27 protein-coding genes are annotated in these 26,376 nt (G+C 73.4%); 11 read left to right on the top strand and 16 right to left on the bottom strand.

Going from position 1 to position 26,376, the window contains the following annotated elements:
- Positions 1-42 precede the first annotated feature (42 nt).
- On the bottom strand, positions 43-1,881 hold the full coding sequence (locus tag KZQ38_RS05290) for a glycoside hydrolase family 9 protein (protein ID WP_219438916.1): 1,839 nt from the start codon (positions 1,879-1,881) through the stop codon (positions 43-45).
- A gap of 85 nt (positions 1,882-1,966) precedes the next feature.
- Positions 1,967-2,977 carry a methionine synthase gene (locus KZQ38_RS05285; RefSeq protein WP_219438915.1) on the bottom strand — a complete coding sequence of 337 codons (1,011 nt, stop codon included), beginning with the start codon at positions 2,975-2,977 and terminating at the stop codon, positions 1,967-1,969.
- Positions 2,978-3,184: 207 nt separating this feature from the next.
- Here KZQ38_RS05285 and KZQ38_RS05280 point away from each other — a divergent pair, with 207 nt between their 5' ends.
- Both KZQ38_RS05280 and paaI read left to right on the top strand, forming a co-directional pair.
- Complete coding sequence (locus tag KZQ38_RS05280) at positions 3,185-4,537, top strand: cellulose binding domain-containing protein (RefSeq protein WP_219438912.1); 1,353 nt, start codon at positions 3,185-3,187, stop codon at positions 4,535-4,537.
- A gap of 130 nt (positions 4,538-4,667) precedes the next feature.
- The gene (gene paaI / locus KZQ38_RS05275; RefSeq protein ID WP_257900599.1) at positions 4,668-5,060 is read left to right on the top strand and encodes a hydroxyphenylacetyl-CoA thioesterase PaaI; all 393 of its coding nucleotides are present in this window, start codon (positions 4,668-4,670) and stop codon (positions 5,058-5,060) included.
- On the opposite strand, the gene KZQ38_RS05270 is transcribed toward paaI, so the two are convergent.
- Both KZQ38_RS05270 and KZQ38_RS05265 read right to left on the bottom strand, forming a co-directional pair.
- Positions 5,057-5,431, bottom strand: coding sequence for a hypothetical protein (locus KZQ38_RS05270; protein WP_219438910.1), 375 nt, complete (start codon positions 5,429-5,431; stop codon positions 5,057-5,059). The genes paaI and KZQ38_RS05270 overlap by 4 nt on opposite strands.
- 83 nt (positions 5,432-5,514) lie before the next feature.
- Positions 5,515-6,699 carry a hypothetical protein gene (locus KZQ38_RS05265; protein ID WP_219438908.1) on the bottom strand — a complete coding sequence of 395 codons (1,185 nt, stop codon included), beginning with the start codon at positions 6,697-6,699 and terminating at the stop codon, positions 5,515-5,517.
- Positions 6,700-6,740: 41 nt separating this feature from the next.
- On the opposite strand from KZQ38_RS05265, the gene KZQ38_RS05260 reads away from it, so the two are divergent.
- The 3 genes from KZQ38_RS05260 (at position 6,741) to KZQ38_RS05250 (ending at position 8,876) form a co-directional block, all read left to right on the top strand.
- Complete coding sequence (locus tag KZQ38_RS05260) at positions 6,741-7,241, top strand: DUF6584 family protein (RefSeq protein WP_219438906.1); 501 nt, start codon at positions 6,741-6,743, stop codon at positions 7,239-7,241.
- Between the two features lie 15 nt (positions 7,242-7,256).
- Entirely contained in the window at positions 7,257-8,123 is an 867-nt protein-coding gene (locus tag KZQ38_RS05255) for a serine/threonine dehydratase (protein ID WP_219438904.1), read from the top strand.
- A 78-nt stretch (positions 8,124-8,201) separates the two neighbouring features.
- A complete protein-coding gene (locus tag KZQ38_RS05250) occupies positions 8,202-8,876 on the top strand; it encodes a hypothetical protein (RefSeq protein WP_219438902.1) in 675 nt (224 codons plus the stop codon).
- Here the strand turns inward: KZQ38_RS05250 and mnmA are convergent.
- The 7 genes from mnmA to KZQ38_RS05215 all read right to left on the bottom strand — a co-directional run bounded on the left by mnmA (position 8,860) and on the right by KZQ38_RS05215 (position 16,157).
- Positions 8,860-9,942 carry a tRNA 2-thiouridine(34) synthase MnmA gene (gene mnmA / locus KZQ38_RS05245; protein ID WP_219439416.1) on the bottom strand — a complete coding sequence of 361 codons (1,083 nt, stop codon included), beginning with the start codon at positions 9,940-9,942 and terminating at the stop codon, positions 8,860-8,862. The two genes, KZQ38_RS05250 and mnmA, sit on opposite strands and share 17 nt — an antisense overlap.
- A gap of 5 nt (positions 9,943-9,947) precedes the next feature.
- Positions 9,948-11,123 (bottom strand): cysteine desulfurase family protein, encoded by a 1,176-nt coding sequence (locus KZQ38_RS05240; protein ID WP_219438900.1) that lies wholly within the window; start codon positions 11,121-11,123, stop codon positions 9,948-9,950.
- Entirely contained in the window at positions 11,123-12,502 is a 1,380-nt protein-coding gene (locus tag KZQ38_RS05235; protein ID WP_219438898.1) for an MFS transporter, read from the bottom strand. Before KZQ38_RS05235 ends, KZQ38_RS05240 begins: the two co-directional genes overlap by 1 nt.
- Positions 12,503-12,596: 94 nt before the next feature.
- Positions 12,597-13,475, bottom strand: a complete 879-nt coding sequence (locus KZQ38_RS05230) for a lysophospholipid acyltransferase family protein (RefSeq protein WP_219438883.1) — start codon at positions 13,473-13,475, stop codon at positions 12,597-12,599.
- A complete protein-coding gene (locus KZQ38_RS05225) occupies positions 13,472-14,242 on the bottom strand; it encodes a GNAT family N-acetyltransferase (protein WP_219438881.1) in 771 nt (256 codons plus the stop codon). The genes KZQ38_RS05230 and KZQ38_RS05225 overlap by 4 nt, the downstream gene beginning before the upstream one ends.
- A 155-nt stretch (positions 14,243-14,397) precedes the next feature.
- On the bottom strand, positions 14,398-15,357 hold the full coding sequence (locus KZQ38_RS05220; RefSeq protein WP_219438879.1) for an electron transfer flavoprotein subunit alpha/FixB family protein: 960 nt from the start codon (positions 15,355-15,357) through the stop codon (positions 14,398-14,400).
- Positions 15,358-15,374: 17 nt separating this feature from the next.
- Positions 15,375-16,157 (bottom strand): electron transfer flavoprotein subunit beta/FixA family protein, encoded by a 783-nt coding sequence (locus tag KZQ38_RS05215; protein ID WP_219438877.1) that lies wholly within the window; start codon positions 16,155-16,157, stop codon positions 15,375-15,377.
- Positions 16,158-16,459: 302 nt separating this feature from the next.
- Between KZQ38_RS05215 and KZQ38_RS05210 the strand changes: the two genes are divergently transcribed.
- Positions 16,460-17,344 carry a DegV family protein gene (locus KZQ38_RS05210; RefSeq protein WP_219439414.1) on the top strand — a complete coding sequence of 295 codons (885 nt, stop codon included), beginning with the start codon at positions 16,460-16,462 and terminating at the stop codon, positions 17,342-17,344.
- A gap of 22 nt (positions 17,345-17,366) precedes the next feature.
- On the top strand, positions 17,367-17,510 hold the full coding sequence (locus tag KZQ38_RS05205) for a hypothetical protein (RefSeq protein ID WP_219438875.1): 144 nt from the start codon (positions 17,367-17,369) through the stop codon (positions 17,508-17,510).
- On the opposite strand, the gene KZQ38_RS05200 is transcribed toward KZQ38_RS05205, so the two are convergent.
- Positions 17,511-17,786 carry a hypothetical protein gene (locus KZQ38_RS05200; RefSeq protein WP_219438873.1) on the bottom strand — a complete coding sequence of 92 codons (276 nt, stop codon included), beginning with the start codon at positions 17,784-17,786 and terminating at the stop codon, positions 17,511-17,513. It lies immediately after the preceding gene.
- Between the two features lie 7 nt (positions 17,787-17,793).
- Complete coding sequence (locus KZQ38_RS05195) at positions 17,794-18,258, bottom strand: hypothetical protein (protein ID WP_219438872.1); 465 nt, start codon at positions 18,256-18,258, stop codon at positions 17,794-17,796.
- Between the two features lie 397 nt (positions 18,259-18,655).
- On the opposite strand from KZQ38_RS05195, the gene KZQ38_RS05190 reads away from it, so the two are divergent.
- Genes KZQ38_RS05190 through KZQ38_RS05180 form a run of 3 tightly spaced genes read left to right on the top strand, consistent with a single transcriptional unit; the run spans position 18,656 to position 22,156 of the window.
- The gene (locus KZQ38_RS05190) at positions 18,656-19,402 is read left to right on the top strand and encodes a class I SAM-dependent methyltransferase (protein WP_219438870.1); all 747 of its coding nucleotides are present in this window, start codon (positions 18,656-18,658) and stop codon (positions 19,400-19,402) included.
- Complete coding sequence (locus tag KZQ38_RS05185; protein ID WP_219438868.1) at positions 19,399-20,868, top strand: 1,4-alpha-glucan branching protein domain-containing protein; 1,470 nt, start codon at positions 19,399-19,401, stop codon at positions 20,866-20,868. Before KZQ38_RS05190 ends, KZQ38_RS05185 begins: the two co-directional genes overlap by 4 nt.
- A gap of 37 nt (positions 20,869-20,905) precedes the next feature.
- Entirely contained in the window at positions 20,906-22,156 is a 1,251-nt protein-coding gene (locus KZQ38_RS05180) for a glycosyltransferase family 4 protein (protein ID WP_219438866.1), read from the top strand.
- 6 nt (positions 22,157-22,162) lie between these two features.
- On the opposite strand, the gene KZQ38_RS05175 is transcribed toward KZQ38_RS05180, so the two are convergent.
- Positions 22,163-22,909, bottom strand: a complete 747-nt coding sequence (locus KZQ38_RS05175) for an acyltransferase (protein ID WP_219438865.1) — start codon at positions 22,907-22,909, stop codon at positions 22,163-22,165.
- A gap of 432 nt (positions 22,910-23,341) precedes the next feature.
- Between KZQ38_RS05175 and KZQ38_RS05170 the strand changes: the two genes are divergently transcribed.
- The gene (locus KZQ38_RS05170) at positions 23,342-24,286 is read left to right on the top strand and encodes a nucleoside hydrolase (protein WP_219438863.1); all 945 of its coding nucleotides are present in this window, start codon (positions 23,342-23,344) and stop codon (positions 24,284-24,286) included.
- Here KZQ38_RS05170 and KZQ38_RS05165 read toward each other — a convergent pair.
- Together KZQ38_RS05165 and KZQ38_RS05160 are read right to left on the bottom strand one after the other, a co-directional pair.
- Positions 24,260-25,414 carry a THUMP-like domain-containing protein gene (locus KZQ38_RS05165; RefSeq protein ID WP_219438861.1) on the bottom strand — a complete coding sequence of 385 codons (1,155 nt, stop codon included), beginning with the start codon at positions 25,412-25,414 and terminating at the stop codon, positions 24,260-24,262. The two genes, KZQ38_RS05170 and KZQ38_RS05165, sit on opposite strands and share 27 nt — an antisense overlap.
- 3 nt (positions 25,415-25,417) lie before the next feature.
- Positions 25,418-26,368, bottom strand: a complete 951-nt coding sequence (locus KZQ38_RS05160) for a methyltransferase domain-containing protein (protein WP_308258249.1) — start codon at positions 26,366-26,368, stop codon at positions 25,418-25,420.
- Between the last annotated feature and the right edge of the window lie 8 nt (positions 26,369-26,376).

Below are 26,376 nucleotides of genomic sequence, written 5' to 3'. Positions count from 1 at the left end.
CGTGTCCCCCCGGCGCGTCTCGCCGCGCCGGGGGGACACGCCTCAGGACAGGGTGAACGCCACCGCCGCAGTCGCCGTGAAGTCGATCGCCGGCTCCGAACTCGGCCACGAGCGCAGCTCGTCCAGGAACCGGGACGTGGCCGAGTCGAACTCCGCCGGGTACGACCGCGCGCACGGCACCGCGCCGTCGGGCAGCTCACCGAGCCCGTCGAACAACGCCGCCGCGTTCGGCCCGTTGATCACCGCGCCCACCAGCACCCGGTGACCGCCACCCGCGAGGTTCGCCGCCTGGTGGTGCGGGCACTCCGGGAACCGGCTGCCGACGCCGACGACGAGGGTGGTGCCCCACGCGTTCGCGCCGAGCGCGAAGTTGCGCTGCCCCACGCCGAACGCGTCGTAGCTCCGGTCACCGGTCAGCTCCCGGTGCAGCCGGGCCGTGGCGGCGAAGCCGAAGCTCCGCGTCGCCACGTCGAACGCCGCCACGTCGGCCGCCGTGCGGAAGGGGCTGCGTGCCGCCGCGTCCACCCCGGACCGGAGCTGCCGCCGCAGGTCGCCGAGCACCTGCGCCTCGGTCACCTCCGCGCCCGGCACGCCCGCGCGCAGCAGGCGGACCAGGTCGTAGTGGCCGAGCGCGCTGGTGTTGTAGACGTTGAGCGTGTCGGTGTCACCGCTCTTGAGGTAGACGGCGGCCCAATGGGTCGCGGCCCGCGCCCAGCCCGCGGCACGCGGGTCGTGCAGCGCCCGACCGGCCAGCGCGAGCTGCGTCGCCCCGAACTCCATGTCGTCGGCCCACGAGTCCTCGGGGTAGTAGGCGTGCGGGAACGCCGTCACCAGCTCGCCCACGCCCTCGGTCTTGGCCAACGCGAACAACGACGCCGCCCGCTCCAGGTGGGCGCGGGCCAGGCGCGGGTCGTGGCGCGCCTCCAGCTGGGCGGACAACGCGAACGCCGCGGTCACCCGGCCGACCAGGTTGGGGCTGATCCGCTCGCCCGGCTCGTTGGCCCGGAACACGGGGCGGTGCTTGATGAAGAACTTCTCGTCGCCCGGCCGCACGTCCAACGCGTCGTCGGCCTCGGGCAGCCGCCACACGTCGTGGTCGCCCACGAAACCGTGCTCGGGGCTGCCGGTGCCGATGCCGACCTGCGCGTAGAGGACCTTCGCGTCGGCGTCCCACACCTTGTCCAGCCAGCGCAGGCCGAACCGGGACTCGGCGTCCAGCGCCGGGTTGGCCCGCTCGCGCCGCGCGAACAGCAGGGACGCCGTCGCGTACGCCGAGGCGTGGGTGAACTTCACGAAGTCGCCCGCGTCGAACCAGCCGCCCTCGACGTCGACCCGGACGTCCGTCGGCCGCAGCGGTTCGGCCAGTTCGTCACCGCCGTCGCCGCGGAACACGGGTGTGGCGTACACGGTCGCGGAGCGGTCGGCGAGGTGGGCGGGCTCGCGACCGAGCCGTCCGGGCACGACGTCCGCGCCGTCCCGCTGCGCCTGGAAGAACTCGACGGTGCGGTCGGCGACCGGGCCGAACAGGTCGCGGCCGACGCGGAACGGCGGCGACGTCGTGCCCGCCGCCCGCACCCGGTACGTGCCCGCCCGCTCCAGGCCGGTGAAGTCGATCGGCTGCACGGCGCGGTACTTCGCGCTCCACGCGCCGAGCGACCCGCCGACGCGGCCGGACCACGCGGTGCGCCCGCGCTCGTCGATGACGGAGAACTGCCCGGACACCGCCGCGGGCGACATCAGGTACGCCCGCTTCGCCTCGGCCGTGCCGTAGCCGACCTGGTCGAGCCGAAGCTGCGCACCGGTCGGCGCGGCCTGCGCGGGCGCCGCCACCGCGACGGAACCGATCAGGGTGAGCACCGGCAGCCAACGTGGGAACCGCAACGGAACCTCCACTCCGGCCGGCGGCGGTGGCCTCAAGTTAAGAGACTTGCCTAATTGCGGGAAGACTAGCCGCCGGCCGGTGCGGTCACCAGCCCTCGGGCGGTTCCACGAACGCCTTGCCCAGGTCGCGGGTGAGCGACAACGCGCGGCGCACCCACGCGGCGCTCGCGCCGGCCAGCCCGCAGGAGGGCGTCGGCACGGCGTGCGTGCCGAGGATGGCGCGCGGGAAACCGAGGCGGTCCACCAGCTCCAGCGCCGGCCGGGCGACGCCGCGCAGGTCCGCCGGGCGGCCCGGGTCGGTGCTCGGCGTGAGGCCGAGGAACAACGTCGCGCGCTCCTCCCACGCCTCGCCGACCTCGTCCCACAACGCCGGGTCGAGCACCGACACGTCGAACGCGACGGCACGCGCGCCCGCGCCGCGCAGCAGCGAGATCGGCGGCCGGGGCGCGCAGCAGTGCACGACCACGTCCGCCGCGACGCCCTCGATCACGGACTCCAGCACCGCGCGTGCCTCCGGCTCGGGCACGGCGGGCACCGTGCCGAGCTTCGACGGCGTGGGCAGCAGGCCGCGCAGCACGGCGGGCAGCGAGGGTTCGTCGAGCTGGACGAGCACCCGCGCGCCGGTCCGCTTCGCCACCTCCGCCACGTGCCGGTTGAGGCCCTCGGTGAGCGATTCGGCGAACTCCCGCAACGCGCCCCGGTCGGTCAGCACGCGGTGCCCGCGTGCCAGCTCCACGTTGGCGGTGAGCGTCCACGGCCCGGCCGCCTGGATTTTCACCGTTGCCGGCGCGAGGCCGTCGGCCGCCTCCTCGAACGCGTCGAGGTCGTGGCGGAGCAGGTCCACCGCGCGCCGGTGGTCGCGCCCGGGGTGCGCGGCGGTCCGGTAGCCGGACGCCACCACCTCCACCGGCAGGTCGACCAGCAGGCCGGCGGTGCGGCCGATGACGTCCGCGCCGACACCGCGCGCGGGCAGTTCGGGCAGGTGGGGCAGGTCGGGGAGTTCGCCGAGCACGATCCGCGCGGCTTCCAGCGGGTCGACTCCGGGCAGCGATCCGATACCGGTCGCGGCGCCGGCGGGCCAGGGTGAGGCATCCACGGCGCACAGTCTCCCACCCCGGCCGCGCCGGCCCCGTTCGAGAGAAAAGGTCTAGACCCATTGACGAGGTGGTCTAGGCCACCTACCGTCACTGTGTCGGTGCCGACAGTTGCGACGCACCGCACGCGACGTGGTGTGGGGGCGTGCCGCGCCCCGCGCTCCCGCACCACTTCCAACCCCCGTCCCCCTGCCACGGGAGCAAGTGCGATGTCGAACAAGCGCAAAGGACTGGCGGCCCTGGCGGCCGGCGTGACCGCCGTGCTGGCCACCGGTCTCGTCCTCACCGCCCCGGCGGGCGCCGCGGCGAGCCCGACCGCCGCCTTCACCCAGGAGGCCACGTGGGGCTCCGGGTACCAGGGCAAGTACACGATCACCGCGGGCAGCAGCGCGCTGACCTCGTGGAAGTTGGAGTTCGACCTGCCGGCGGGCAGCAAGCCCGGGTCCTACTGGGACGCGACGCTGACCAGTTCCGGCGACCACCACACGTTCAGCAGCCGCGAGTACAACGGCTCCGTGGCAGCGGGCGCGTCGACGTCGTTCGGGTTCCTGGTGAACGGGACCGGCCTGCCGAGCAACTGCAAGCTCAACGGGCAGCCGTGCGCGGGTGGTGGGCAGACGACGACCACCACCACGACCACCACCACTACTTCGACCACCACCACGACCACGACGGACAACCCGCCCACGGGCAGCATCAAGTCCGCGCCGTACGTGGACATCACGATGCCGACGCCGTCGTTGGAGTCGGTGGCCAGGGCGACCGGGCAGAAGGTCTTCACGCTGGCGTTCGCGCTGGCGGACAGCTCCGGCTGCAACCCCGCGTGGGGTGGCACCATCCCGTTGAACGACAGCCGGATCATCAACGACGTCAAGGCGTTGAAGGCGCTCGGCGGTGACGTCATCGTCGCCACCGGCGGTGCCGCGGGTCCGTACCTGGAGTACACCTGCTCCACTGCGGACGCTCTGGTCGGGGCGTACAAGAAGGTCCTGGACGCCGTGGGCAGCAACCACTTGGACGTGGACGTCGAAGCGTCCATCCCGCACGACCTCGTCAACACGGCGTTGAAGAAGTTGCAGACCGAGCGCGGCACGGCCATCAGCTACACGATGCGCGTGCAGGGCGACGACTACGGCATGGACCCGTACTCGGTGCAGATCCTCCAGAACGCGGCGGCCAAGGGCCTCACCGTGCTGGTGAACCCGATGACCATGGAGTTCGGTTCCTCGCGTGCCGACTGGGGCGACGCGGTGATCGCCGCGGCCGAGGCGTCGCTGCGGCAGATGAAGCAGATCTGGCCCGGCAAGTCCGACGCCGAACTCAAGCGGCTGCTCGGCGTGACCCCCATGATCGGCCGCAACTTCAACGGCAAGATCTTCACCCAGGCACACGCCAACAAGCTCGTCTCGTGGGCCAACAGCAACCGCATCGGCCTGCTGGGCTTCTGGTCGGTGGGCCGCGACAACGGCTCCTGCCCGGGCGGCGGCATCTCCCCCACGTGCAGCAGCATCGCCCAGTCGCAGTACGAGTTCACCAACATCTTCAAGGGCTTCACCGCCTGACGGGCCACCCGGAGTTCCCCTGCCCGCCGCGGCCGGGTGCGGGCTGCCGATCCCGGTAGCCCGCACCCGGCCGCGGCGCGTGGCAGGCAGTCCGGGACACCGGCTCCCCCTGTCGCCTAGGGTGCGAATCATGGACGGACCCGCGCAGATGCTCGCCAACGACGCCGCGTCGACCGCTCTGGGCATCAAGGCGCTCGACCTGGCGGACGGCTCCGCCACGCTCACCATGACGATCACCGACCGGATGATCAACGGGCACGGCATCGCGCACGGCGGCTACGTGTTCCTGCTTGCCGACACGGCCTTCGCCTGCGCCTGCAACCGCCCCGGGTCGGTGACGGTCGCGGCGCAGGCGGAGATCGACTTCCTGCTGCCCGTGCACGTGGGGGACGAACTGGTGGCCACGGCCGCGGAGCGGGTCCGGTTCGGGCGGAGCGGGATCTACGACATCACCGTGCGCCGGGGTGACGAGGTGGTGGCGGAGTTCCGCGGCCGGAGCCGGACCCTGCGCGGACAGCCCTAGGCGCGCCGCAGGCCGAGCACCTGGAGCACCACGAAACCCAGCACCGCCACCGCTTGCGCGACGATCAGCAGAACACCGAGCCCGGTCACCGGGAACCAGCCCGCGAACGCCGTCAGGAAACTGTCCGAAACCCACACCAGGTTGCCCACGACCACCACGCCGACCAACGGCCGGACCGGTTTCACGCCGAGCAGGAAAACGCCCACGCCGTAAGCCACGAGGAACGCGCCGAGACCGACCACGAGACCACGGGGCAAACCCAGCGGCAAATCAACCAGCAGCGCCAGCACACCCAGTCCGCCCGACGCGACGCCGTCGAGCTTGAGGGCGAACCGGAGCAGACCACCATTGCGAACCTGAACTGTCGTCATGGCACCGAAGCTAGGCCCGGGAACGCTGCCGGCACGACGTCAAACGCTGCCAACCACTGCCGGTTCCAGCACGTCGACCTGGGCTAATCCACCGGGACGCCCCGCGCGAGGTCGGCGGCGACGAGTTTCGCACCCGCGTTCTGCCAGTTGTGCAGGGTCCGCTCCGGCACCTGGTTGACGAACCACGCCAACGCCTTCCGGGCGGTCGCGTCGAGGTCTTCCCGCTTGGTGCGCCGGGAATACGGGCGAACACCCACCACGTAGTAGAAGTACAGCGCGTTGTAGTGCCGCCACTCGTCACTGGTGCCGAATTCGCCGTCCCGCGGTTTGAGCCGTTGGATGCCTTCCGCGAGCAACGCCTTCAACTCCGCCGCCCGTTCCAGCGGCTGGTCCGGAGCACCACGCGCGGCGAGCCGGGAATCGATCTCGGGCAACCGCGTCAACGGGTTGGCGACGAGTTTCCCGAGGTCGCCGTAAGCGCTCAACGCGGCCCGGGTGGACTTCACGAAGTCGATGTCGCCCAACGCGGTCCGCCGGTCGAGCTTCGGCAGGGCCTCGGCGGCGGCCCGCAGTTCGGCGCGGTCCTGCGCCACGTCGGGCACGGCCACCCGGTCCACGAGCGCCGCCAGCGGGTTCGCCAGCACCTGCAACGCGATGGCGGCGGCGACCGTGCCGTACAGCAGCGGCGTCAGGCGGTCGTCCAGGAACAACGCCACCTGTCCGCCGAACACGGCCGCCATGCCCGCCGACGCGAGCAGCGACCGCAGCACGTCCGCGCGGATCGCCTCGCCCTCGTCCAACGCGTCGCGCACCGCCACCAGCAGGCCGAGCACCAGCAGGTCCACGCCGATCGCCGCGGTCAACCAGACCGACGGCGCGTACCCGGCGAGCACCAGCCCCGAACCGAGCAGGAACATCAGCGTCGCCGCGCTCAGCAGCACCCGCTTCTCCCGCACGTGCCGCAGCAGCACGAGCCCCAGGGGCGCCAGCACCGCGGGCGGCGCGAACCAGGCCACCGCCAGCAGCGGCAACGCGCTCCACCGCCACCACCGGTCGTACCGCTCGGGCAGCCAACAGGTGATCGCGCCGGTCCACGCCACCGCGGGCACCGCCGACACGACCGGTGGCACCGGCAGGGCGAGCGCCACCGCGTAGGCCAGCAGCCCGACGGCCGCGCGCCGCAGCAGCGGACGCCGCGGATTCCGCGCCACCAGGTACAGACCGAGCCACCAGGCCAGGCCGAACGCCACCACAGACACCCCGGTCACCGGAGGATCCTATGGTTGCGCGGACTGGGACCATGTGGCTCATGCCTGTCGAGCTGACGCTGCGCAAGGTCGCGGCAGAGGTCGAGCGCGGCGACCTGGCGAGCGTGCTGCGCGCCCGGCAGCGGCTGGTGGGCCTGGTCACCAGCTTCCCGGACCGGTTGGACCTGCGTGACCGGCTCGCCGACGTGTACCGGGTGCTGGGCGAACCCGCGCAGGCCGGGCGGTGGGCCTACCTCGCCGACGAGCGCGACGAGGCGGAGACGGCGGCGTTCGAACGCGCCTACCGCACGCCGGAGGCACGGCTCGCCGCGCTCAACTGGGTCAGCGGCGAGGCCACCACCGAGACGGCGCGCATCCGGTTGGCCGCGTTGCGCGGCGCGGTGTCCGAGCAGCTGCGCGCGGAGCTGGCGCGGGCCGACGACCGGGACTCGTCGTGGCCCACCAACATCCTCGTGCTGCTCGGCCTGGTCGTGGTCCTGCTGTGCTTCGTGGTGGGCGCCGTGACGCTGGTCATGTGGGTCTACAGGTGGGTCGCCGGCTAGGCGCATCCTGGGGCGGTGATCCCCGACGTCGCCGCTGCCGCCGAACGCACCCGCCCGCACGTCCGCCGCACGCCGCTGTGGCGGACGGAGGTCGACGGCCGACCCGTCCTGCTCAAGCTGGAGCACCTCCAGCTCACCGGTTCGTTCAAGCTGCGCGGCGCGGTGAACGCGTTGCTCGCGGCGGGTGTGCCGGACCGGGTGGTCACCGCGTCCGGCGGCAACCACGGCCTGGGCGTGGCGATGGCGGCCCGGCTGCTCGGCGCGCGGGCGACCGTGCACGTGCCGGTCGGCGCGCCCGAGGGCAAGGTGCGCCGGATCGAGGCGACGGGCGCGGAGCTGGTGCGCGTCGGTGCGACGTACGCGGAAGCGGTGGCGGCGGCGCGGGAGGTGCCCGGGTTCTACGTGGAGGCGTACGACCACCCGGACGTGATCGCCGGCCAGGGGACGGTGGCGGCGGAGGTCGTGGCGGACGCGCCGGACGTGGAGGTCATCGCGGTCGCCGTGGGCGGTGGCGGGCTGGCCGCGGGCACGGCGCTGGCCGGGCGGCACGTGGCGGCCGTGGAACCGGAGAACTGCCGTGCGCTGCACGACGCGTTGGCGGCCGGCGAGCCGGTGGACTCGGCGGTGGACTCCGTGGCGGCGTCGGCGCTGGGCGCGACGCGCGTCGGTCGCGTGCCGTTCGACGTGCTGCGGTCGGCGTCGGTGTCGTCGGTGCTCGTGAGCGACGCCGAACTGCTGGCCGCCCGGGACCGCCTGTGGGAGGAGTTCCGGTTGGCCGTGGAACCGGCCGCCGCCGTGCCGTTCGCGGCGTGGCTGCACGGGCGCGTGCCGGGGTTGGCGTGCGTCGTGCTGTGCGGCGCGAACACCGACTGGACGCCCTGAGTACGCGTGCCGACGTAGGACGCGAAGCCGCTCCCGGACCGACGGCGCGAGGAACGCGGATGAGCACCATTCGGTGACATGACTTCACGTGTCGCGTACCGGGTGGCGGCGGTCCTGTTCCTGGCCGGGTTGTGCCACCTCGCGGTGTTCTTCGTGGCGGGCGGCCCGTGGGAGGGGCCGGTGTCCTGGCGCAAGCCCGTGACGTTCGGGCTGTCGTTCGGGTTGACGCTGGCCACGTACACGTGGGTCGGCGGGCTCCTGCGGCTGCGGCCGGTGTGGGTGGCGGTGTTCACCGGTGCGTCGGTGCTGGAGGTGTCGTTGATCAGCCTCCAGGCGTGGCGCGGGGTGCCGTCCCACTTCAACGAGGCGACCGCGTTCGACACGGCGGTCACGCGGGTGTTGGCGTTCGGCGGGGTGTCGTTGATCGCGGCGGTGGTCGCGTTGGTGGTGACGGCGTTCCGGGCGGCGCACCTGCCGCCGAGCACGCGGTGGGCCGTGCGGGTCGGCGCGGCGAGCCTCGCGGTGGCCATGGCGTTCGGCGGGCTGATGATCGCCGAGCGCGGTGGTTCGTGGAAGCTGAGCCACGGCGTGGCCATGCACGGGGTGCTGGTGCTGCCCCTGCTGGCCTGGCTGCTGACCTTCACCCCGTGGCCGGAGGGCCGCCGCACCCGGGTCGTGGTCGCGGCTTGCGCCGCCTACGCCCTCCTGCTCGCCGGCGCGGCGGTGTTCAACGCGATCAGCCTGCCGAGCTGATGGTGGCGCTGGCCAGCACCAGGTCACCGGCCGCGTCGGGCCGGTACACCGCCACGGCCTGCCCCGGCGCGACACCGCTCAACGGCTCCCGCAGGTGCACCAGCAGCTCACCGCCGACGACCTCGGCCACCGCCGGCGCGAGCCCGCCGTGCGCACGCACCTGGGCGACGCACTCCACGGGGCCGTCGAAGTCGATCCGCGTCACGGGCCGGGCGGCGACGATCTCGGTCACCGCCAGCTTCTCGGCGGCGCCCACGCGGACGGTGCCGCTCACCGGCTCCAGCGACAACACGTACCGGGGGCGGCCGTCCGGCGCGGGCGCGTCGATGCCCAGGCCCTTGCGCTGACCGATGGTGAACTCGTGCACCCCGACGTGCTTGCCGAGCACGGCGCCGGTCTCGTCGTCCACCAGCAGGCCGGGCTGCTCGCCCAGCCGCTTGGTGAGGAACCCGCGGGTGTCGCCGTCGGGGATGAAGCAGATGTCGTGGCTGTCGGGCTTCTCGGCGACCTGGAGGCCACGGGCGGCGGCCTCGGCACGCACCTCCGGCTTGGTCGAACCACCCAGCGGGAACATGGCGTGCGAAAGCTGCTCGTGCGTCAACGACGCCAGCACGTACGACTGGTCCTTGCCGTCGTCGGCGCTGCGCCGCAGCTCCACCCGACCGCTCGCGGTGGACAGCCGGGCGTAGTGCCCGGTGCACACGGCGTCGAAGCCGAGCCCGATCGCCTTGTCCAGCAACGCCTCGAACTTGATCCGCTCGTTGCAGCGCAGGCACGGGTTGGGCGTCCGACCCGCCGCGTACTCGGCGACGAAGTCCTCCACCACGTCCTCGGTGAACCGCTCGGCGAAGTCCCAGACGTAGAACGGGATCCCCAGCACGTCGGCGGCACGGCGGGCGTCCCGCGCGTCCTCGACGGTGCAGCAGCCCCGCGCGCCGGTGCGCAACGTGCCCGGCTTGGCCGACAACGCGAGGTGCACGCCGGTCACGTCGTGCCCGGCCTCGACCGCCCGCGCCGCGGCTACGGCGGAGTCCACCCCGCCGCTCATCGCCGCCAGCACCCGCATCCCGCTCACACCTCCGCCTTGAGTCGCTTCATCCCCGCGATGCCCGCCGTGCGGGCGCGTTCCACCACCGGGCCGATCGCCTCGGCCAGTTCCCGGACCTCGGCCGCGGTCGACGTGTGCCCGAGCGAGAACCGCAGCGAGCCGCGTGCGGCCACCGGGTCCACGCCCATCGCCAGCAGCACGTGGCTGGGCTGCGCCACACCGGCCGTGCACGCCGAGCCGGTGGAGCACTCGATCCCCTTGGCGTCCAGCAGCATCAGCAGGCTGTCGCCCTCGCAGCCGGGGAACGTCAGGTGCGCGTTGCCGGGCAGCCGGTGCACCGGGTCGCCGTTCAGCACGACGTCCGGCACGACCCGCCGCACGGACGCCACCAGCTCGTCGCGCAGCGCGGCCAGCTCGTCGACCCGCGCGAGCTGCTCGGTCGTCGCGTGCCGCACCGCCGCGGCCAGGGCGACGACCGCCGGCACGTCCAGCGTGCCGGACCGCACGTCCCGCTCCTGGCCACCGCCGTGCAGCAGCGGTGTCGTCGCCACGTCCCGGCCCAGCAGCAGCACGCCCACACCGTAGGGTCCGCCGAGCTTGTGGCCGGTGAGCGTCAACGCGCTCGCGCCGGACTCCGTGAAGTCCACCGGCACCGCGCCGACGGCCTGCACGGCGTCGGTGTGGAACGGGATGCCGCGACCGGCCGCCAGCGCCGCCAGCTCGCGCACCGGGTTGACGGTGCCGACCTCGTTGTTCGCCCACATGGCCGTCACCAGGGCGACGTCGTCGCCCAGCGCGTCCGCCAGCGCCTCGGGGGTGATCCGCCCGTGCCGGTCGGGCTCCAGCCACGTGACTTCCGCGCCCTCGTGCTCGACCAGCCACTGCACGGTGTCCAGCACGGCGTGGTGCTCGACGCCGGACGCCACGACCCGCCGCCGCCGGTCGGTCCGCCGCGACCAGTACACGCCCTTCACGGCGAGGTTGTCGCTCTCCGTGCCGCCGCTGGTGAAGATGATCTCGGACGGCCGCGCGCCGAGCGCGTCGGCGATGTCCTCGCGGGCCTCCTCGACCGCGCGCCGCGCCCGCCGCCCGGAGGTGTGCAGCGACGAGGCGTTGCCCGTGGTGGACAACGCCTTGGTCATCGCCTCGATCGCCTCGGGGAGCATCGGGGTCGTGGCGGCATGGTCGAAGTAGGCCATCAGTCCTCCAGGGTAGCCCGGCCCAGCCTCCTCGTGAGCACGGCACCAAGGAGCGAGACGGCCGCCATCAGCAGGTCGAACGGCACCACGGCGGACGTGGGCGCGTCGGTGGACGCGAACGTGGTGATGAACACCCCACCGAGCCCGACGAGCAGGGCGGACCCCAGCATGTCGCTGATCTGGAGGGCGGCCGAGTTGAAACCCCGGTCGACCTCGCTGGACGAGGCCAGCGTGAGCACGCTGAGGCTGGCCATGGCGAGCCCCATGCCCGCCCCGGCCAACCCCCACAGGACGGGCGTGATCCACGCCGGGCCCCAATGGGGTGCGACGAGCGTCACGCCGCCGATGCCCACGGCGTTGAGCAGGAAACCCCACCGGACGAACGTGGCGCGAGGGGTGTTCGGCTTCCGCGCCTGCCACCAGGCCGCGCCGGACCAGCCGAGCGCGCTGAGCGTCAGCGGGATGCCGGCGGCGATCGCCGAGTACCCGTGCACGGACGCCAGGGTGAGCGGGATGAACGCCTCGACCGCGAAGAACGACCCGGCGAGCAGGCCGCGGGCCAGGATGGTCGCGGGCAGCCCGGCGGCGGCCTTCAGCGTGCCCCTGGGCAGCAGCACGGTCAGCGCGGGCACGAGCACCGCCAGCCCGGCCAGGCCGATCAGCAGGTGCACGCCGGTCGGGTGCTGCGCCGCCCAGCTCAGGCCGACCACGCCGGCACCGGCCGCGAGCGCGGCGAGCGGCAACCCGCGCCGCTGGTCGGACGCGGGCCGGTGCGCCGGCAGGTGCCGCAGCACGGGCACCAGCAGCAGCACGCCGAGCAGCACGAACGGGGCGAGCCCGAGGAACACCCACCGCCACGAGAACGCCTCGGTCAACCAGCCGGCGACCGCCGGGCCGACCAGCGACGGCACCACCCACGCGCTCGCCAGCAGGCCGAACACCGCGGGCCGGTCGCGCTCCGGGTAGACCAGACCGATGAGGACGTAGACGGCGACCACCTGCGCGCCGCCGCCGAGTCCCTGGAGGACGCGGCCGAGCAGGAGGACGGGCATGTCCTGCGCGAGCCCCGCCACGACCAGGCCGACCAGGAACGTGGCGGGTCCGACGAGCAGGCTGGGCCGGGGACCGCGCAGGTCGCTGAAGCGCCCGGAGAGGACCGTGGCGATCACGCTCGCGGCGAGGAACGCGAGGAACGGCCAGGCGTAGAGCCGCGCGCCGTCGAGTTCGGCGACCATGCGCGGCATCGCCGTGCTGACGCCCATGTTCTCGAAGGCCAGCAACGTGACGAGGAGGATGATCCCGGCCGTGGGTCCCCGGCGTTCCGGGGCCCACAGCCTGCTCTTGTGCGTGGACTCTCGTCCCGCGTCGGTCGTGGTCACGGCCTCATGTTTCAACCTCGACCAGGGTGTAGGTCAAGGTGGCGCCCGACAAGGCAGGGTGGGGGCGCGTAGGCGACCGCGCCCCCACCCGGGCTCAACCGGCGACCGCGGACCGCCGTGCGCTCCCGTGCACGCGTTGCACCGGCACGCGCAGGTCGTCGCCGTACAGCACGCGTTCCGACTCCCGCTGCACCAGGGCGGCCAGCTCGCGCCTGGTCGACGCGCGGCCGGGCGCGACCTCGTCCAGCACGTGCACCTCCACGACCAGCCCGCGCAGCCGCAGCACCCGCAGCAGGGAGCCGACGAGGGTGTCGGACCCGACGAACGCCGCCCGCGACGTCGGCCGTCCGTCCACGAGGTACCGGAGCACCACCGGGCGGACGGGCACGCCCGCGTCCAGCGCCGCCTGGAACAACGCGGGCCGGTAGCGGCCGGAGGCGAGGCCGCACCACGTGGTGCCCTCGGCGTGGATGCCGACCGCGGCGCCCTCCCGCAACGCGCCGGCCAGCTCCGCGACGGCGGCCGGCAGCCGGGACAGGCGTTCCCGGTCCAGGTAGACGGTGCGGGCGGCGGTGATCAGGCGGCCGAGCACGGGCCAGTCCCGGATCTCCCGCTTGGCCACCAGGCGGATCGGCTGCACGGCGTCGATGGCCAGTTCGTCCAGCCAGGACACGTGGTTGGACACGACGAGCACGCCGCGGCCGGGTGTCGCCTGGAACACGGGACCGCCGACCACCGACAGCTCCGCGCCGAACGCCCGCACCAGGGCGCGGAACCACCGGCGCAGCAGGGCTTCCCGGGCCCGGCCGCGGGTGACCGGGACGCCAAGCGCCACGAGCACCCCGCACAGCAGCACGGTCACCGCCGCGCACACCCGCCACGCCAGGCGGAACGCGCCCACCGCGGGCGCCGGGTGCTCCACGCACCCGTCGCCGCACGGTGACGTCGGCATCCAGGCGTGCGCGGTGGTCACGCCGTCTCCCCGAGGAAGAACTTCAGGTAGCGCTGGTCGACGTGCTCCATGCCGAGCAGCACCAGCAGGTCGGCGACGCCGAAGTCCTTGTCCAGCGCGGGCCGGCCGCAGACCCGCGCGCCGAGCCGCAGGTAACCCTTCAGCAGCGGCGGGAGGACGACCTTCGCGGGACGCGGCACGGCGTCCACGTCCCACGGCTTGCGTGGCGTCACGCGGTGCTCCTCGGGCGCGTAGTGCTTGGCACGCACCACGTCCCACACACCCGCCGCGTAGGAACCGCCGTCGTGCAGCGGCACGGAGGCGCAACCCACCAGCCACGAGTGGCCCGACAACAGCATGTAGCGGGCGATCCCGGCCCACACCAGCGACACGACGGCGCCGTTGCGGTGGTCGGGGTGGACGCAGGAGCGGCCGGTCTCGACCACGCCGGGCCGCAGCGCGGCGAGCCGAGTCAGGTCGAACTCGGTGTCCGAGTACAGCCCGCCCGCCTCGGCGGCCCGCTCGGGCGGCAGCATCCGGTAGGTGCCGACGATCTCGCCGGTCCGGTCGTCACGCACCACCAGGTGGTCGCAGTGCTCGTCGAACGGGTCGACGTCGTGGCCCGCCACCGGGGAGCGCAGGGTGGCGCCCATCTCGCCGGCGAAGACCTGGTGGCGCAGTCGCTGCGCGGCCACCACCTCGGCGCCGTCCCGGGCGACGAGCAGGGAGTAGCGCGGCGCGTCGGCGGCGGCGTCCCCGGTGCTGACAAGCAGTTGAGGCTGCGTCATGGAACTGGTGTACCGACCCGTTGGCGACCGACAGCAGGTCGTTCCGATGACGCATTAGTGGCAGGCCGGTTAAACCCTGGTGTGCTGGAATGCGGGAGGGCCGTTCCGGTGGGAAAACCGGAACGGCCCTCGTTATCGCGAAACCTTGATCGAAATCAGCCGCGGCGCTTGTCGACCTCTTCGGTGAGCTGCGGCGCGACGTTGAACAGGTCGCCCACGACGCCGTAGTCCGCGATCTCGAAGATGGGCGCTTCGGCGTCCTTGTTCACCGCGACGATCGTCTTCGACGTCTGCATACCCGCGCGGTGCTGGATCGCGCCCGAGATGCCCAGCGCGATGTAGAGCTGCGGCGAGACCGTCTTGCCGGTCTGGCCCACCTGGAACTGGTGCGGGTAGTAGCCGGAGTCGACGGCCGCGCGGGACGCGCCCACCGCCGCGCCCAGGCTGTCGGCGAGCTTCTCCACGACGGCGAAGCTCTCCGCCGACCCGACGCCGCGCCCGCCGGACACGACCACGGACGCCTCGGTCAGCTCGGGGCGGTCGCCGCCGACCACGGGTTCGCGGCCGGTCACGCGGGTCACCTTCGCGGCGTCCGCGGCGGGCAGCGCCACGACCTCCTCGACGGCCTCGCCGGGCGCTTCCTCGGCCTCCACGCCGCCGGGGCGGACGGTGATCACCGGTACGCCGGTGATCACCTTCGACTTCACGATGAACGCGCCACCGAAGATCGACTGGGTGCCCACGCCGTCGGCGTCGACGTCCACGACGTCCACCAGCAGGCCGGAGCCGAGGCGCGCGGCGAGCCGACCGGCCACCTCGCGGCCCTCGATGGTGGCGGCGACCAGCACGGCGGCGGGCGAACCGGCGCCCGCGACCGCGGCCAGCGCGTCGACCTTCGGGGTCACCAGGTGGTTGACCGCGTCGTCGGACTCCGCCACGTACACCTTGGCCGCGCCGTAGCGGGCCAGGGACTCCTTCACCTTGCCCGTCGTGCCGGGCGATCCGACCACCACCGCGGCCGGCTCGCCGAGACGGCGCGCGGCGGATAGCAGCTCATGGGTGACCTTCTTGACCTCGCCGTCGACGTGGTCGACGAGGACCAGGACCTCAGACATTTGTTCCCTCCTCGCCTTCAGATGAGCTTCTGGCCGACCAGGTACTCGGCGATCTGCCGACCACCGTCACCGGCGTCCTCGACGCGCTGACCGGCGCCGCGCGGCGGCTTCGGGGCCGCCTCCAGCACCCGCGACCACGCCGCGCCCAGGCCGACCTCGCCCGCGTCCAGCCCGAGGTCCGCGACGGTGAGCGTCGAGACGGGCTTCTTCTTGGCCGCCATGATGCCCTTGAACGAGGGGTAGCGCGGCTCGTTGATCTTCTCGGTCACGCTGACCACGGCGGGCAGGTTCGCCTCCAGGAAGGCGACGCCCTCGTCGGTCTCCCGCTCGGCCTTGATCACGCCGCCCTCGACGGTGACCTTGCGGACCTGGGTGACCTGGGGCAGGCCCAGCAGCTCGGCCAGGATCGCGGGCACGGCGCCCGCGCGGCCGTCGGTGGCCTCGTTGCCCGCGATGACGAGGTCGACGCCCTCGACCGTGCCGATCGCCTTCGCCAGGACCCTGGCGGTGGTCAGCACGTCGGAGCCGTGCAGGGATTCGTCGGAGACGTGGATCGCCTTGTCCGCGCCCATGGAGAGCGCCTTGCGGATCGCGTCGGTGGCGCGGTCGGGACCCATCGCGACGACGGTCACCTCGCCGCCGTGCGCCTCCTGGAGCAGCAGCGCTTCTTCCACCGCGCGCTCGTTGATCTCGTCGAGCACGGCGTCCGCGGATTCGCGGTCGAGGGTGTGGTCGGCGTCGGTGAGCTTGCGCTCGGACCAGGTGTCGGGCACCTGCTTGACCAGGACGACAATGTTCATGGGTCCTCTTCGACCTCCTGCGGACGGGCGGCGACGTACCGGGCGTCCGGTCGGGATCGTCCGGTCGCCGGGCGTTCGTGGTGTGTTCGTGACCCTGCCATGTCATCACCGCGTTGGCATGGTGGTGTCTGCCACCCGAATGTTACCCATGAGTAGCAGGGGTGCAAATGACGGTACGCACCCATAGCGCGTGACGATGCCCACAAGGAATATAGGGCCATTCGAGGGACATCGTGCGTGCCGACGGCAGCGTTACAGACAACGCCTGTGCTCGGCTAGGGTCCGAACACATGCCCGCAAAGATGCAGCACGGAAAGTCGCATCAACGCGTAGCCGTCGTGACCGACTCCACCGCGTGCCTGCCGGAGCAGCTCGCGGAGAAGCTCGGCATCACCGTGGCGCAGATCCAGGTCCGCATCGGCGACCTCGTGGACGACGAGGCACGCGTGCCGCTGACGAAACTGGTCGACGCCATGCGCGACCAGCAGGACGTCGCGACCGCGCCACCCGATCCCGGCGCGTTCTTCTGGACCTACGCCGACGCGGCGGCGGCGGGTGTCGAGGCGGTCGTGTCGCTGCACGTGTCGACCGACCTGTCCCGGACCGCCGAGGCGGCGCGGGAGGCGGCGGCGCAGGTGCAGGTGCCGGTGCACGTCGTGGACACGCGGACGTGCGGGATGAGCCTCGGCTACGCGGCCGTCGCGGCGGCCACCGCGGCGGCGGCGGGCGGTGACGCGCGGGCCGTGCTCTCGGTCGCGCAGCAGAGCTTCCGGCGCAGTTCGGAGCTGATGTACGTGGACACGCTGGAGTACCTGCGGCGCGGCGGGCGGATCGGCGCGGCGGCGGCGCTGCTCGGGTCGGCGTTGTCGGTGAAACCGTTGCTGACCATGGCCGACGGGCGCATCGCGCCGCTGGACCGCGTGCTCGGCGCGGACCGGGCGGTGCGGAAGATGGTCGACATCGCCGTCGACCGCGCGGGCGACGCCGAGGTGGACATCGCGGTGGAGCACTTCGACGCCCCGGAGCGGGCGCAGTCCGTGCTGGAGCAGTTGCGCGCCAAGCTGCCGAAGGTCAGGCGGTTCCTGCTCACCCAGGTCAGCTCCGCGATCGGCGCGCACATCGGGCCGGGCGCGCTCGGGGTGACCGTGTCGCCGGTGTGGGAACCGGCCGCGGGGTTTGCCCGTTGACGCGGTGGGGAAAGGAATGTGCATGGCTTCGCTGTTCAGCAGGATTTCCGCGTTCGCCCGCAGCCCGCAGGGCCGGCGGGTCACCGAGCAGCTCAAGCACGCCGCCCGGGACCCGCGCACCAAGGCAAAGATCCAGCAGGCGTTGAACCGCCTGCGCAAGCGCTGATCACCGGGACGTGCCCCGCCGCGCACCTTGGAACGCGCGGCGGGGCACGTCCAGTGAGCCCGTCAGCCGCTCGACCGGGAGGGTGGGCGGATCACCGCGCGGCGCGACGGATTCCCGACCGGGCGGCCACCGGCCCGGCACCGGTTCGTGGATGGGCCGGGTGGCGCAGTCGTCCGGCTCTTCCAGCTCGCGCCGGAGCATGTACGCGGTGAGCACGCACCCGGCCGCGAACGACAGTGCGCACAACCCGAAGACGAAGGCGATCGCGCCAGGCATAACGCTCCTACCCGCTGAGCACGTCCACCCGCGGCCCGCCGCCGTGCGGCGAAACCCGGACCGGACCGACCGCGGCCCGCGTGCTGATGGCCTCTTCCAGCACCCCTCCGGCGATCGGCACCCGCGCGACCGCCCCTCCCACCCGGTGCGCCCCGCGCCGCACCGCCGCGCTGCGCGAAACCGAAGCGGCGCAACCGACCCCGCCCCGCTCGACCGCCCCTCGCCGCCCGGTCACCCCGGCCGAACCACCGCACGCGCCCGTCCCCGCACGCCACCGGATCGGCTGCGCCGCGCGGAGGCCCGCCAGCGGCTCCTGCGTCGGCCGGACGTGGCCGGGCGGCTCCGGCTCGGCGGGTTCGCCGGGACGCGGCGGGGTCTGCGTCACCGCGGGCGGCGGTGCGGGACCACCGGACGCGGGGAACCCGGGCGCCGACGCGAGGCAGGCCGACAGGAGGAGCGGCCCCAGCCGCATCACGCCGCCGCCTTCTCGGCGTCACCCCGGCGCACTCGCGGTACGACGTCGAAACCCCCCGGAACGATCTTCGCACTCATGGCCGCTCCACATCGTTCGCAGATTGATCGAGCGTACCGAGGGCCGGCACGCCCCTCCACCGCGTGACCTTTCGGCAGCCGGTTCGCCGATCCACCGCGGTGCGGTCGTTTTACAGGAGAAACATCACCGTGGAAGATCAACCGTCAAGGAGGTTGAGTCACACGATGGTGTCATTTCGGAGAATCGGTCGAACCGGCAGGCAATACGCATGTGCGCTGACCCTCGGTAATTTCCACCGGGAAGGTCGCACGAATCCGTGACACCCGATCAGCACGCCGCTGCCTACCGACGAGTAACGCACGACTACCCTGGTCGGGTGACCGTCGAGCCGCTGCCCCTGACCGGCGAGCGCACCGTGCCCGGTATCCCGGTGGAGAACTACTGGTTCCGCCGGCACGAAGCCGCCTACCTCCACCTCGTGCGCCACTGCGCGGACGCGGTGGTGCTGGAGGCGGGCTGCGGCGAGGGCTACGGCGCGGCGTTGATCGCCCGGCACGCCACGCGCGTCATCGCCCTCGACTACGACGAGCAGACCGCCGCCCACGCCGCACGCGCCCACCCCGGACCGGCCGTGGTGCGCGGCAACCTGGCGTCGCTGCCGGTGCGCACCGCGAGCATCGACGTGGTGGCCAACCTCCAGGTCATCGAACACCTGTGGGACCAGGCCGGTTTCCTCGCCGAGTGCGCGCGGGTGCTGCGCCCCGGCGGCCGGCTGCTGGTCACCACGCCCAACCGGATCACCTTCTCCCCCGGCCGCGACACGCCGCTCAACCCCTTCCACACCCGCGAGCTGAACGCCGCCGAACTCGTGGAGTTGTTGCGGGACGCGGGTTTCACCGTCGAACGCGTGGCCGGGTTGCGGCACGGCCCCGCGCTGCGCGCGTGGGACGCCCGGTTCGGCGGCTCGCTGATCGACGCGCAGGTGGCGGTCGCGGTGGGCGGCGGCACGTGGCCCGCCGACCTGCTGGCCGCCGTGACGTCGGTGCGCAGCGCGGACTTCGAGATCGCCGACGACGACGTGGACGCGAGCCTCGACCTGGTCGCCGTGGCGGTCCGGCGGTGACCGCCGAGGGCACGTTCTGCCTGGTGCTGCACAGCCACCTGCCGTGGCTCGCGCACCACGGGGCCTGGCCGGTCGGCGAGGAGTGGCTGTACCAGGCGTGGGCGCACTCGTACCTGCCGGTGGTGGACCTGCTGGAGCGGTTCGCCGCCGAGGGGCGCTCGGACGTGCTGACGCTCGGCGTCACCCCCGTCCTCGCCGCCCAGCTCGACGACCCGTACTGCCTGCGCGGCGTGCACGCGTGGCTGGGCGACTGGCAGTTGCGCGCCCACGGCGCGGCGCCGCGGCTGCCCGACCTGGCCGCCCGCGAGCACCGCGCGGCGGCGTGGGCGCTGGAAGCGTTCGAAACCCGGTGGCGGCACGGTTTCTCGCCGGTGCTGCGGCCCCTCGTGGACGGCGGCGTGGTGGAACTGCTCGGCGGACCGGCCGCGCACCCGTTCCAACCGCTGCTGGACCCGAGGCTGCGTGCCTTCTCGCTCGACCTCGGCCGCGCCGACACCGCACGCCGGATCGGGCACGCGCCGGACGGCATCTGGGCGCCCGAGTGCGCCTACGCGCCCGGCATGGAGGACGGCTACGCGGCGGCCGGCGTGCGGCGCTTCCTGGTGGACGGGCCGTCGTTGCGCGGCGACACGGCCGCCGCCCGCCCGGTGGGCACGTCCGACGTGCTCTGCTTCGGCCGGGACCTGGAGGTCTCCTACCGGGTGTGGTCGCCCGACCGCGGCTACCCCGGCGACCCGGCGTACCGGGACTTCCACACCTACGACCACCCGAGCGGCCTGAAGCCGGCACGCGTCACGGGGCGCGGCGTGGCACCCGGGGACAAGCTCCCCTACGACCCGGAGGCCGCCGCGGCGGTGGTGCGGCGGGACGCGGCCGACTTCGTCGCCGCCGTCGTGCGCCGGCTGCGGGAGCTGAGGGAGCGGCACGGCCGGCCGTCGCTGGTGGTCGCCGCGTACGACACCGAGCTGTACGGGCACTGGTGGCACGAGGGTCCGGCGTGGCTGGAGGCCGTGCTGCGCGCCCTGCCCGAGGCGGGTGTCCGGGTGACGACGCTGCGCGGCGCGGTCGAGGCCGGGCACGTGGGACCGCCGGTGGAGATCCCGCCGTCGTCGTGGGGCGCGGGCAAGGAGTGGCACACGTGGCACGGCCCGCAGGTCGCGGACATCGTGGACCTCAACGCGGGCGTGCAGCGCGAGCTGCTGGACCTCGACCTGCCCGGCGCGACCCGCGACCCGGTCGCCGACCAGGCGGTGCGGGAGGCGTTGCTCGCGCTGTCCAGCGACTGGGCGTTCATGGTCACCAAGGACACCGCCGCCGACTACGCCCGCTACCGCGCGAAGGAGCACGCGGACCGGTTCGCCGAACTCGTCGCGCTGCGGCGGCACGGCGGCGGGCACGCGCGGGCCGCCGAGCTGCGGGCCGCGGACGGGCCGTTCGGCCACCTCGACGCGCGCGGGCTGCGTTGATGGCACCGCTCCACCCGACGGAATGCGAGGATGCGCCATGCGCGTGCTGATGTTGTCGTGGGAGTACCCGCCGGTCGTCGTGGGCGGGCTGGGCAGGCACGTGCACGCGCTGGCGACGCAACTGGCCGCGCAGGGTCACGACGTGGTGGTGCTGTGCCGGCAACCCGCGGGCACCGACGCCGCCACCCACCCCACGGCGGACACCGCGGTGGAGGGCGTGCGGCTGGTGCGCGTCGCCGAGGACCCGGCGCACCTGGTGTTCGAGCGCGACCTGGTGGCGTGGACGCTCGCCATGGGCCACGCGATGACCCGGGCCGGGCTGGCGTTGCTGCGCGACTGGCGGCCGGACGTCGTGCACGCCCACGACTGGCTGGTGACGCACCCGGCGATCGCGCTGGCCGAGGCGGCGGGCGTGCCGCTGGTGGCGACCGTGCACGCGACCGAGGCCGGGCGGCACAGCGGCTGGCTGTCGCAGGCGCTCAACCAGCAGGTGCACTCGGTGGAGTGGTGGCTCGCGAACCGGGCCGACGCGCTGATCACCTGCTCGGCCGCGATGCGGGCCGAGGTGGCGCACCTGTTCGAGGTCGACCCGGGCGGGATCACGGTGCTGCACAACGGGATCGAGCCGCGCCGGTGGCGGGTGCGGCCGGCGGACGTGGCGGCGGCGCGGGCCCGGTACGCCGCCGACGGCGCGCCGCTGCTGCTGTTCTTCGGGCGGCTGGAGTGGGAGAAGGGCGTGCAGGACCTGATCGCCGCGCTGCCCCGCGTCCGGCGGGCGCACCGGGGCGCGCGGCTGGTCGTCGCGGGTGGTGGCACGCACCGGGACTGGTTGGTGGAGCAGGCGCGCAAGCACCGGGTGCGGCGTGCGGTGGACTTCGCCGGGCACCTGCCGGACCGGTCGCTCGTGGCGGTGCTGGCGGCGGCGGACGCCGTCGTGCTGCCCAGCCGCTACGAGCCGTTCGGGATCGTGGCGCTGGAGGCCGCCGCGGCGGGCACGCCCCTCGTGGCGTCGACCGCGGGTGGTCTCGGCGAGGTGGTGCTGGACGGGGAGACCGGGTTGTCGTTCGCACCCGGTGACGTCGACGGCCTCGCCCGCGCGGTGCGGTCCGTGCTGGACGACCGGCCGGCGGCGGCCCGGCGCGCGAAGGCCGCCAAGGCACGCCTGGCGACGGACTTCGACTGGTCGCGGATCGCGTCCGGCACCGCGGCGGTGTACCGGTCGGCGGTCGCGGGCGAGCACCGGCCGCTCGGCCGGCCGAAGATCCCCACGGGCAACGCGTTCCTGTAGCGCTCCTCAGGAGTCGCGGCGCGCCTGCTCCAACGCCTCTCGGGCCTTGCGCGCCATGTCGGCCACGGCGGCGCGCCGGGTGGCGTCCGCCTCGTAGTCCGCGCGGCGGTCCTTCACCACGCGTGCCGGGATGCCGACCGCGACCTGGAAGTCGGGCACGTCGCCACGCACCACGGCGTGCGCGCCCAGCACGCAGCCCCGGCCCACCCGCGTGCCCCGGGTGACCGTGACCTTCGTGCCCAGCCAGCAGTCCGGTCCGATGCGGACCGGTGACTTCACGATGCCCTGGTCCTTGATCGGCAGGTTGATGTCCGCCGTCACGTGGTCGAAGTCGCAGATGTACACCCAGTCCGCGATCAGCGTGGCGGCGCCGATCTCCACGTCCAGGTAGCAGTTGACGGTGTTGTCCTTGCCGAACACGGCTTTGTCGCCGATCCGCAGCGAGCCCTCGTGGCAGCGGATGGCGTTGCCGTCGCCGATGTGCACCCAGCGGCCGATCTCCAGGCGGCCGTAGCCGGGTCGGCAGTGCAGTTCGACGTTCTTGCCGAGGAACACCATGCCGCGCAGCACCACGTGGGGGTTCGCCAGGCGGAACCGCAGCAGCCGCCAGTACCGCACGAGGTACCACGGGGTGTAGGCGCGGTGCCGCAGCACCCACTTCAGCGACGCCAGGGTGAGGAAGCGGGCCTGCGCCGGATCGCGGCGCGACCCGCGCCACCTGGCCCACACCGGCGCGCCCCACATGCTCGTCACGCGGGCACTCTAGCCGGCGGACCTCGGCGAACGGCTGGTAGGTCCTGTCCGCCAAGTCGGAGCGCGGCACGGACCTCTCCCCCGGCGCGGGAAGGCGGTGATGGGGAGGGAAGCTAATTATCAGGCAGGCTTCCTGAAAGTTTCACGAGGCGACAGCTCCCAGCACCCCCGCTAGCGCGCGAGAGCGGCGGTCAGGGCAGGGCGCTAATTATCAGGCAGGCTTCCTGAAAGTTTCGCGAGGCGACAGCTCCCGGCACCCCCCGCTGGCGCGCGAGGGCGGAGATCACGGCGGAGCGCTAACTATCAGGCAGGCTCCCTGAAAGTTTCGTGCCACTGCTCGTCGGTCAACCCACGCCCGCACCACCAACCCGAGACCACAGCAGACCAACCACGACACCTTCAAAGACACGCCCTAAGGCAGGATGGGCGCACGTGACCACCCCTCTCATCATCGACACCGACCCCGGTGTGGACGACGCGTTCGCGCTGGCCCTCGCGGTGGCCTCGCCCGAGGTCGACCTGATCGGCGTGACCACGGTCTTCGGCAACGTCTCACCGGAACTGACCACCCGCAACGCCCTGCGGCTGCTGGCGTTGCTCGGCCGCGAGGACGTGCCGGTCGCGGCGGGCGCGGCGCGGCCCCTGGTCCACCCCCAACCGCACGTGTCGCGGGCACACGGCGGCGACGGGCTCTCCGGCCACGCGGACACCCTGCCCGAGCCGACCCGCGGACCGGACGACCGGGACGCCGTCACGCTGCTCAAGGACCTGCTGGAGGCGGCCGACTCCCCGGTCACGGTGGTGCCGATCGGCCCGCTGACCAACATCGCCCTGCTGCTCGCCGCGCACCCGCACCTGAAGGAGCGGATCGCGCGGCTGGTGATCATGGGCGGCGGCGTGCGCGGCGGCAACATCACGGCGGTCGCGGAGTTCAACCTGTGGAGCGACCCCGAGGCCGCGCGCCGCGTGCTGGTGGAGGAGGACGTCCCGGTCACGCTGGTGCCGATGGACCTGACCCGGCGGTGCGCGGTGAGCGCCGCCTGGCTCGCCGAGCTGGCGGGCACGTCCGCGGTGGGCGCGAAGCTGGTCGGCCTCACGCCGGACTACCTGGCCACCTACCGCCGGTTCCTCGGCTGGGACGGCATGGCGCTGCACGACGCGGTGGCCGTGGCGGAGGCGGTGCGGCCCGGCCTGCTGGAGGTGCGGCGGCACCCGGTGGACGTGGAGTGCGCGTTCGGACCGGGCCGCGGCGGGCTGCTGGTCGACGAGCGGTTGGAGCACCAGGGCAGCGGGGTCGACATCGCCGTGGACGCGGACCTCGACGGGTTGCGCGCCTTCATCCTCGACCGGCTAAGTGCGCTCGGCGTGCGCCAGTAGGTAGGTGGGCGTGCGGCCGATCCGGGTCAGCACGACGGTCGCCTCCGCCGCACCGCTCGGCTTGAGCCTGCGGCGCAACGCGTTCGGGTCCACGTCGAGGCCGCGGACCAGGATCTCCAGCCTGCCGACGTCGTGGGCGCGCAGCACGGCCCGCAGCGACTTCTCCGCGTAGTGGCCGTGCGCCACGACCCGGAACGCGCGGATGCCGGGCGGCGGCTGCGGTCCGGTGAGGTACGCGATGCGCTCGTCGAGCTGCGCGAGGCCGTGGCGGGCGGCGTAGTGGCGGACCAGGCCCGCGCGCACCACCGCGCCGTCGGGGTCTACCAGCCACTCCGCGGGCGGGGTGACCGGGCAGTCGTCCGGCTCGGCGTCCGTGATCGTCCACTTCGGACCGCCCGTGCGCAGGACGGTGGCCCGCCTGGTCACGCCGGGCGTGGCCAGGCCGCGGGTCCACAGGCACGCCTCCCGCACCTGGCCGTCCAGGGACACCAGCTCCACCTCGTCGGCCCACGGCGCGACGGCGAAGTCCACGCCCGGCGCGCACTTCACGGCCAGGTCGCGACCCGCGCAGGCGGCGGCCAGCTCGTCCAGCGGCGGCGCGAAGTCGGCGGGTCGCCACGTGCGGCGGCCGGTGGCGTCACGCCGGGCCGGGTCGGCGAGCACCGGCACGTCCCGCGTCACGGGCCGCAACGCGTCGGCCCGCACCAGCGGCACGTCGTCGCCCAGGTTGTGCCGGGCCATGGCCAACCGCACCGGGTCCAGGTCCGACCCGACCGAACCGGCGGGCAGCGCCGCGAGGTCCGCGCCGACCGAGCAGGTCACGTCGTGCGCGACCCGACCCGCGAACCGCTCGGCGCGGTGCGCGGCGACCGGCCACGCGGTCGCCTGCTGCACGGCGTCGGCGGTGAACAACCCGTCCGCGAACGGCACCTTCCCCGCCGCCCGCCGCCGCAGCAGCACGGTTTCCAGCACGGCGGCGTGGTGGTCGGGCGACAACCGCTTCGCGAACGCCACGTCCGCGATCCGGTCGCCGTCGGCGAGCGGCAACGCGCCCACCGCGGCCAGCGCCTCGGCGCCGGCCGCGGAGCGCAGGTACTCGACGTCGTCGAGCCCGAACCGGTAACCCACCGGTCAGGCCGCGGGTTTCCGGCCGGTCACCGACACGTTGTAGAACACCTCGCGCGGCAACACCTTCGCGAGGACGTTCTCGTCCACCCAGGACAGCCGCTGCCACGTGCGGTAGGCGAACATCGCCCACCCGAAGCCCAGCTTGCCCTTCGGCACGGCCGCCTCGAACGTGCGCACCGGCCAGCCGAACAGGGCCGCCGACAGCTCCTCGGTGACCGCGCGCACCTCCGCCGCGCCCGCCGACCGGGCCGTGCGCTCCAGGTCCGACGGGTCGAACGTGTGCAGGTCCACGACGGCTTCCAGGGCCGCCGCCCGCGACGACTCGTCCAGCTCCTCCTGCGGTCGCCGCCAGTCGTTCAGCGGGCCGAGGCGGGTGACGTTCGTGGTCAGCCACCACGTCAACTGGCCGAGCTTGCGCGCGTAGAAGTTGCCGATGTCGGTGGGGTCGCCCGCGAACACGAACCGGCCGCCCGGCTTGAGCACGCGCAGCACCTCGCGCATCGCGGCCTCCACGTCCGGGATGTGGTGCAGCACCGCGTGCCCGACCACCAGGTCGAACGTGTTGTCGTCGTACGGGATGCGCTCGGCGTCGGCGACCCGGCCGTCCACCGGCAGGCCGAGGTTCTCGGCGTTGCGCAACGCCACCTCCACCATGCCCGGCGACAGGTCGGTCACCGAGCCGCGCTCGATCACGCCGCCCTGCATCAGGTTCAGCAGGAAGAAACCGGTGCCGGAACCCAGTTCCAGCGCGTGCCCGTACGGGCCGACGTCGCCCGCCACCGCGCGGAAGCGGTCCTTGGCGTAGGTGATGCAGCGCTCGTCGTACGAGATGGACCACTTCTCGTCGTACGTGCCCGCTTCCCAGTCGTGGTAGAGGACGTTGGCGAGCTTCGGGTCCCGGTAGGCCGCACGCACCTCTTCCTCGGTGGCGTGCGGGTTGGGCTTGGGGTCCACCGGGGGCA

It is taken from the genome of Saccharothrix obliqua, assembly GCF_019375475.1.
Lineage (GTDB): Bacteria > Actinomycetota > Actinomycetes > Mycobacteriales > Pseudonocardiaceae > Actinosynnema > Actinosynnema obliqua.
This window is presented reverse-complemented; position numbering and strand designations above follow the sequence as displayed.

What these genes read in the sequence shown, in the direction of transcription:
- KZQ38_RS05280 (WP_219438912.1), top strand. Translation starts at nt 3,185, where the DNA reads ATGTCGAACAAGCGCAAAGGACTGGCGGCCCTGGCGGCCGGCGTGACC.
- paaI (WP_257900599.1), top strand. Translation starts at nt 4,668, where the DNA reads ATGGACGGACCCGCGCAGATGCTCGCCAACGACGCCGCGTCGACCGCT.
- KZQ38_RS05270 (WP_219438910.1), bottom strand. Translation starts at nt 5,431, where the DNA reads ATGACGACAGTTCAGGTTCGCAATGGTGGTCTGCTCCGGTTCGCCCTC.
- KZQ38_RS05260 (WP_219438906.1), top strand. Translation starts at nt 6,741, where the DNA reads ATGCCTGTCGAGCTGACGCTGCGCAAGGTCGCGGCAGAGGTCGAGCGC.
- KZQ38_RS05250 (WP_219438902.1), top strand. Translation starts at nt 8,202, where the DNA reads ATGACTTCACGTGTCGCGTACCGGGTGGCGGCGGTCCTGTTCCTGGCC.
- mnmA (WP_219439416.1), bottom strand. Translation starts at nt 9,942, where the DNA reads ATGCGGGTGCTGGCGGCGATGAGCGGCGGGGTGGACTCCGCCGTAGCC.
- KZQ38_RS05240 (WP_219438900.1), bottom strand. Translation starts at nt 11,123, where the DNA reads ATGGCCTACTTCGACCATGCCGCCACGACCCCGATGCTCCCCGAGGCG.
- KZQ38_RS05225 (WP_219438881.1), bottom strand. Translation starts at nt 14,242, where the DNA reads ATGACGCAGCCTCAACTGCTTGTCAGCACCGGGGACGCCGCCGCCGAC.
- KZQ38_RS05220 (WP_219438879.1), bottom strand. Translation starts at nt 15,357, where the DNA reads ATGTCTGAGGTCCTGGTCCTCGTCGACCACGTCGACGGCGAGGTCAAG.
- KZQ38_RS05215 (WP_219438877.1), bottom strand. Translation starts at nt 16,157, where the DNA reads ATGAACATTGTCGTCCTGGTCAAGCAGGTGCCCGACACCTGGTCCGAG.
- KZQ38_RS05210 (WP_219439414.1), top strand. Translation starts at nt 16,460, where the DNA reads ATGCAGCACGGAAAGTCGCATCAACGCGTAGCCGTCGTGACCGACTCC.
- KZQ38_RS05205 (WP_219438875.1), top strand. Translation starts at nt 17,367, where the DNA reads ATGGCTTCGCTGTTCAGCAGGATTTCCGCGTTCGCCCGCAGCCCGCAG.
- KZQ38_RS05200 (WP_219438873.1), bottom strand. Translation starts at nt 17,786, where the DNA reads ATGCCTGGCGCGATCGCCTTCGTCTTCGGGTTGTGCGCACTGTCGTTC.
- KZQ38_RS05195 (WP_219438872.1), bottom strand. Translation starts at nt 18,258, where the DNA reads ATGCGGCTGGGGCCGCTCCTCCTGTCGGCCTGCCTCGCGTCGGCGCCC.
- KZQ38_RS05180 (WP_219438866.1), top strand. Translation starts at nt 20,906, where the DNA reads ATGCGCGTGCTGATGTTGTCGTGGGAGTACCCGCCGGTCGTCGTGGGC.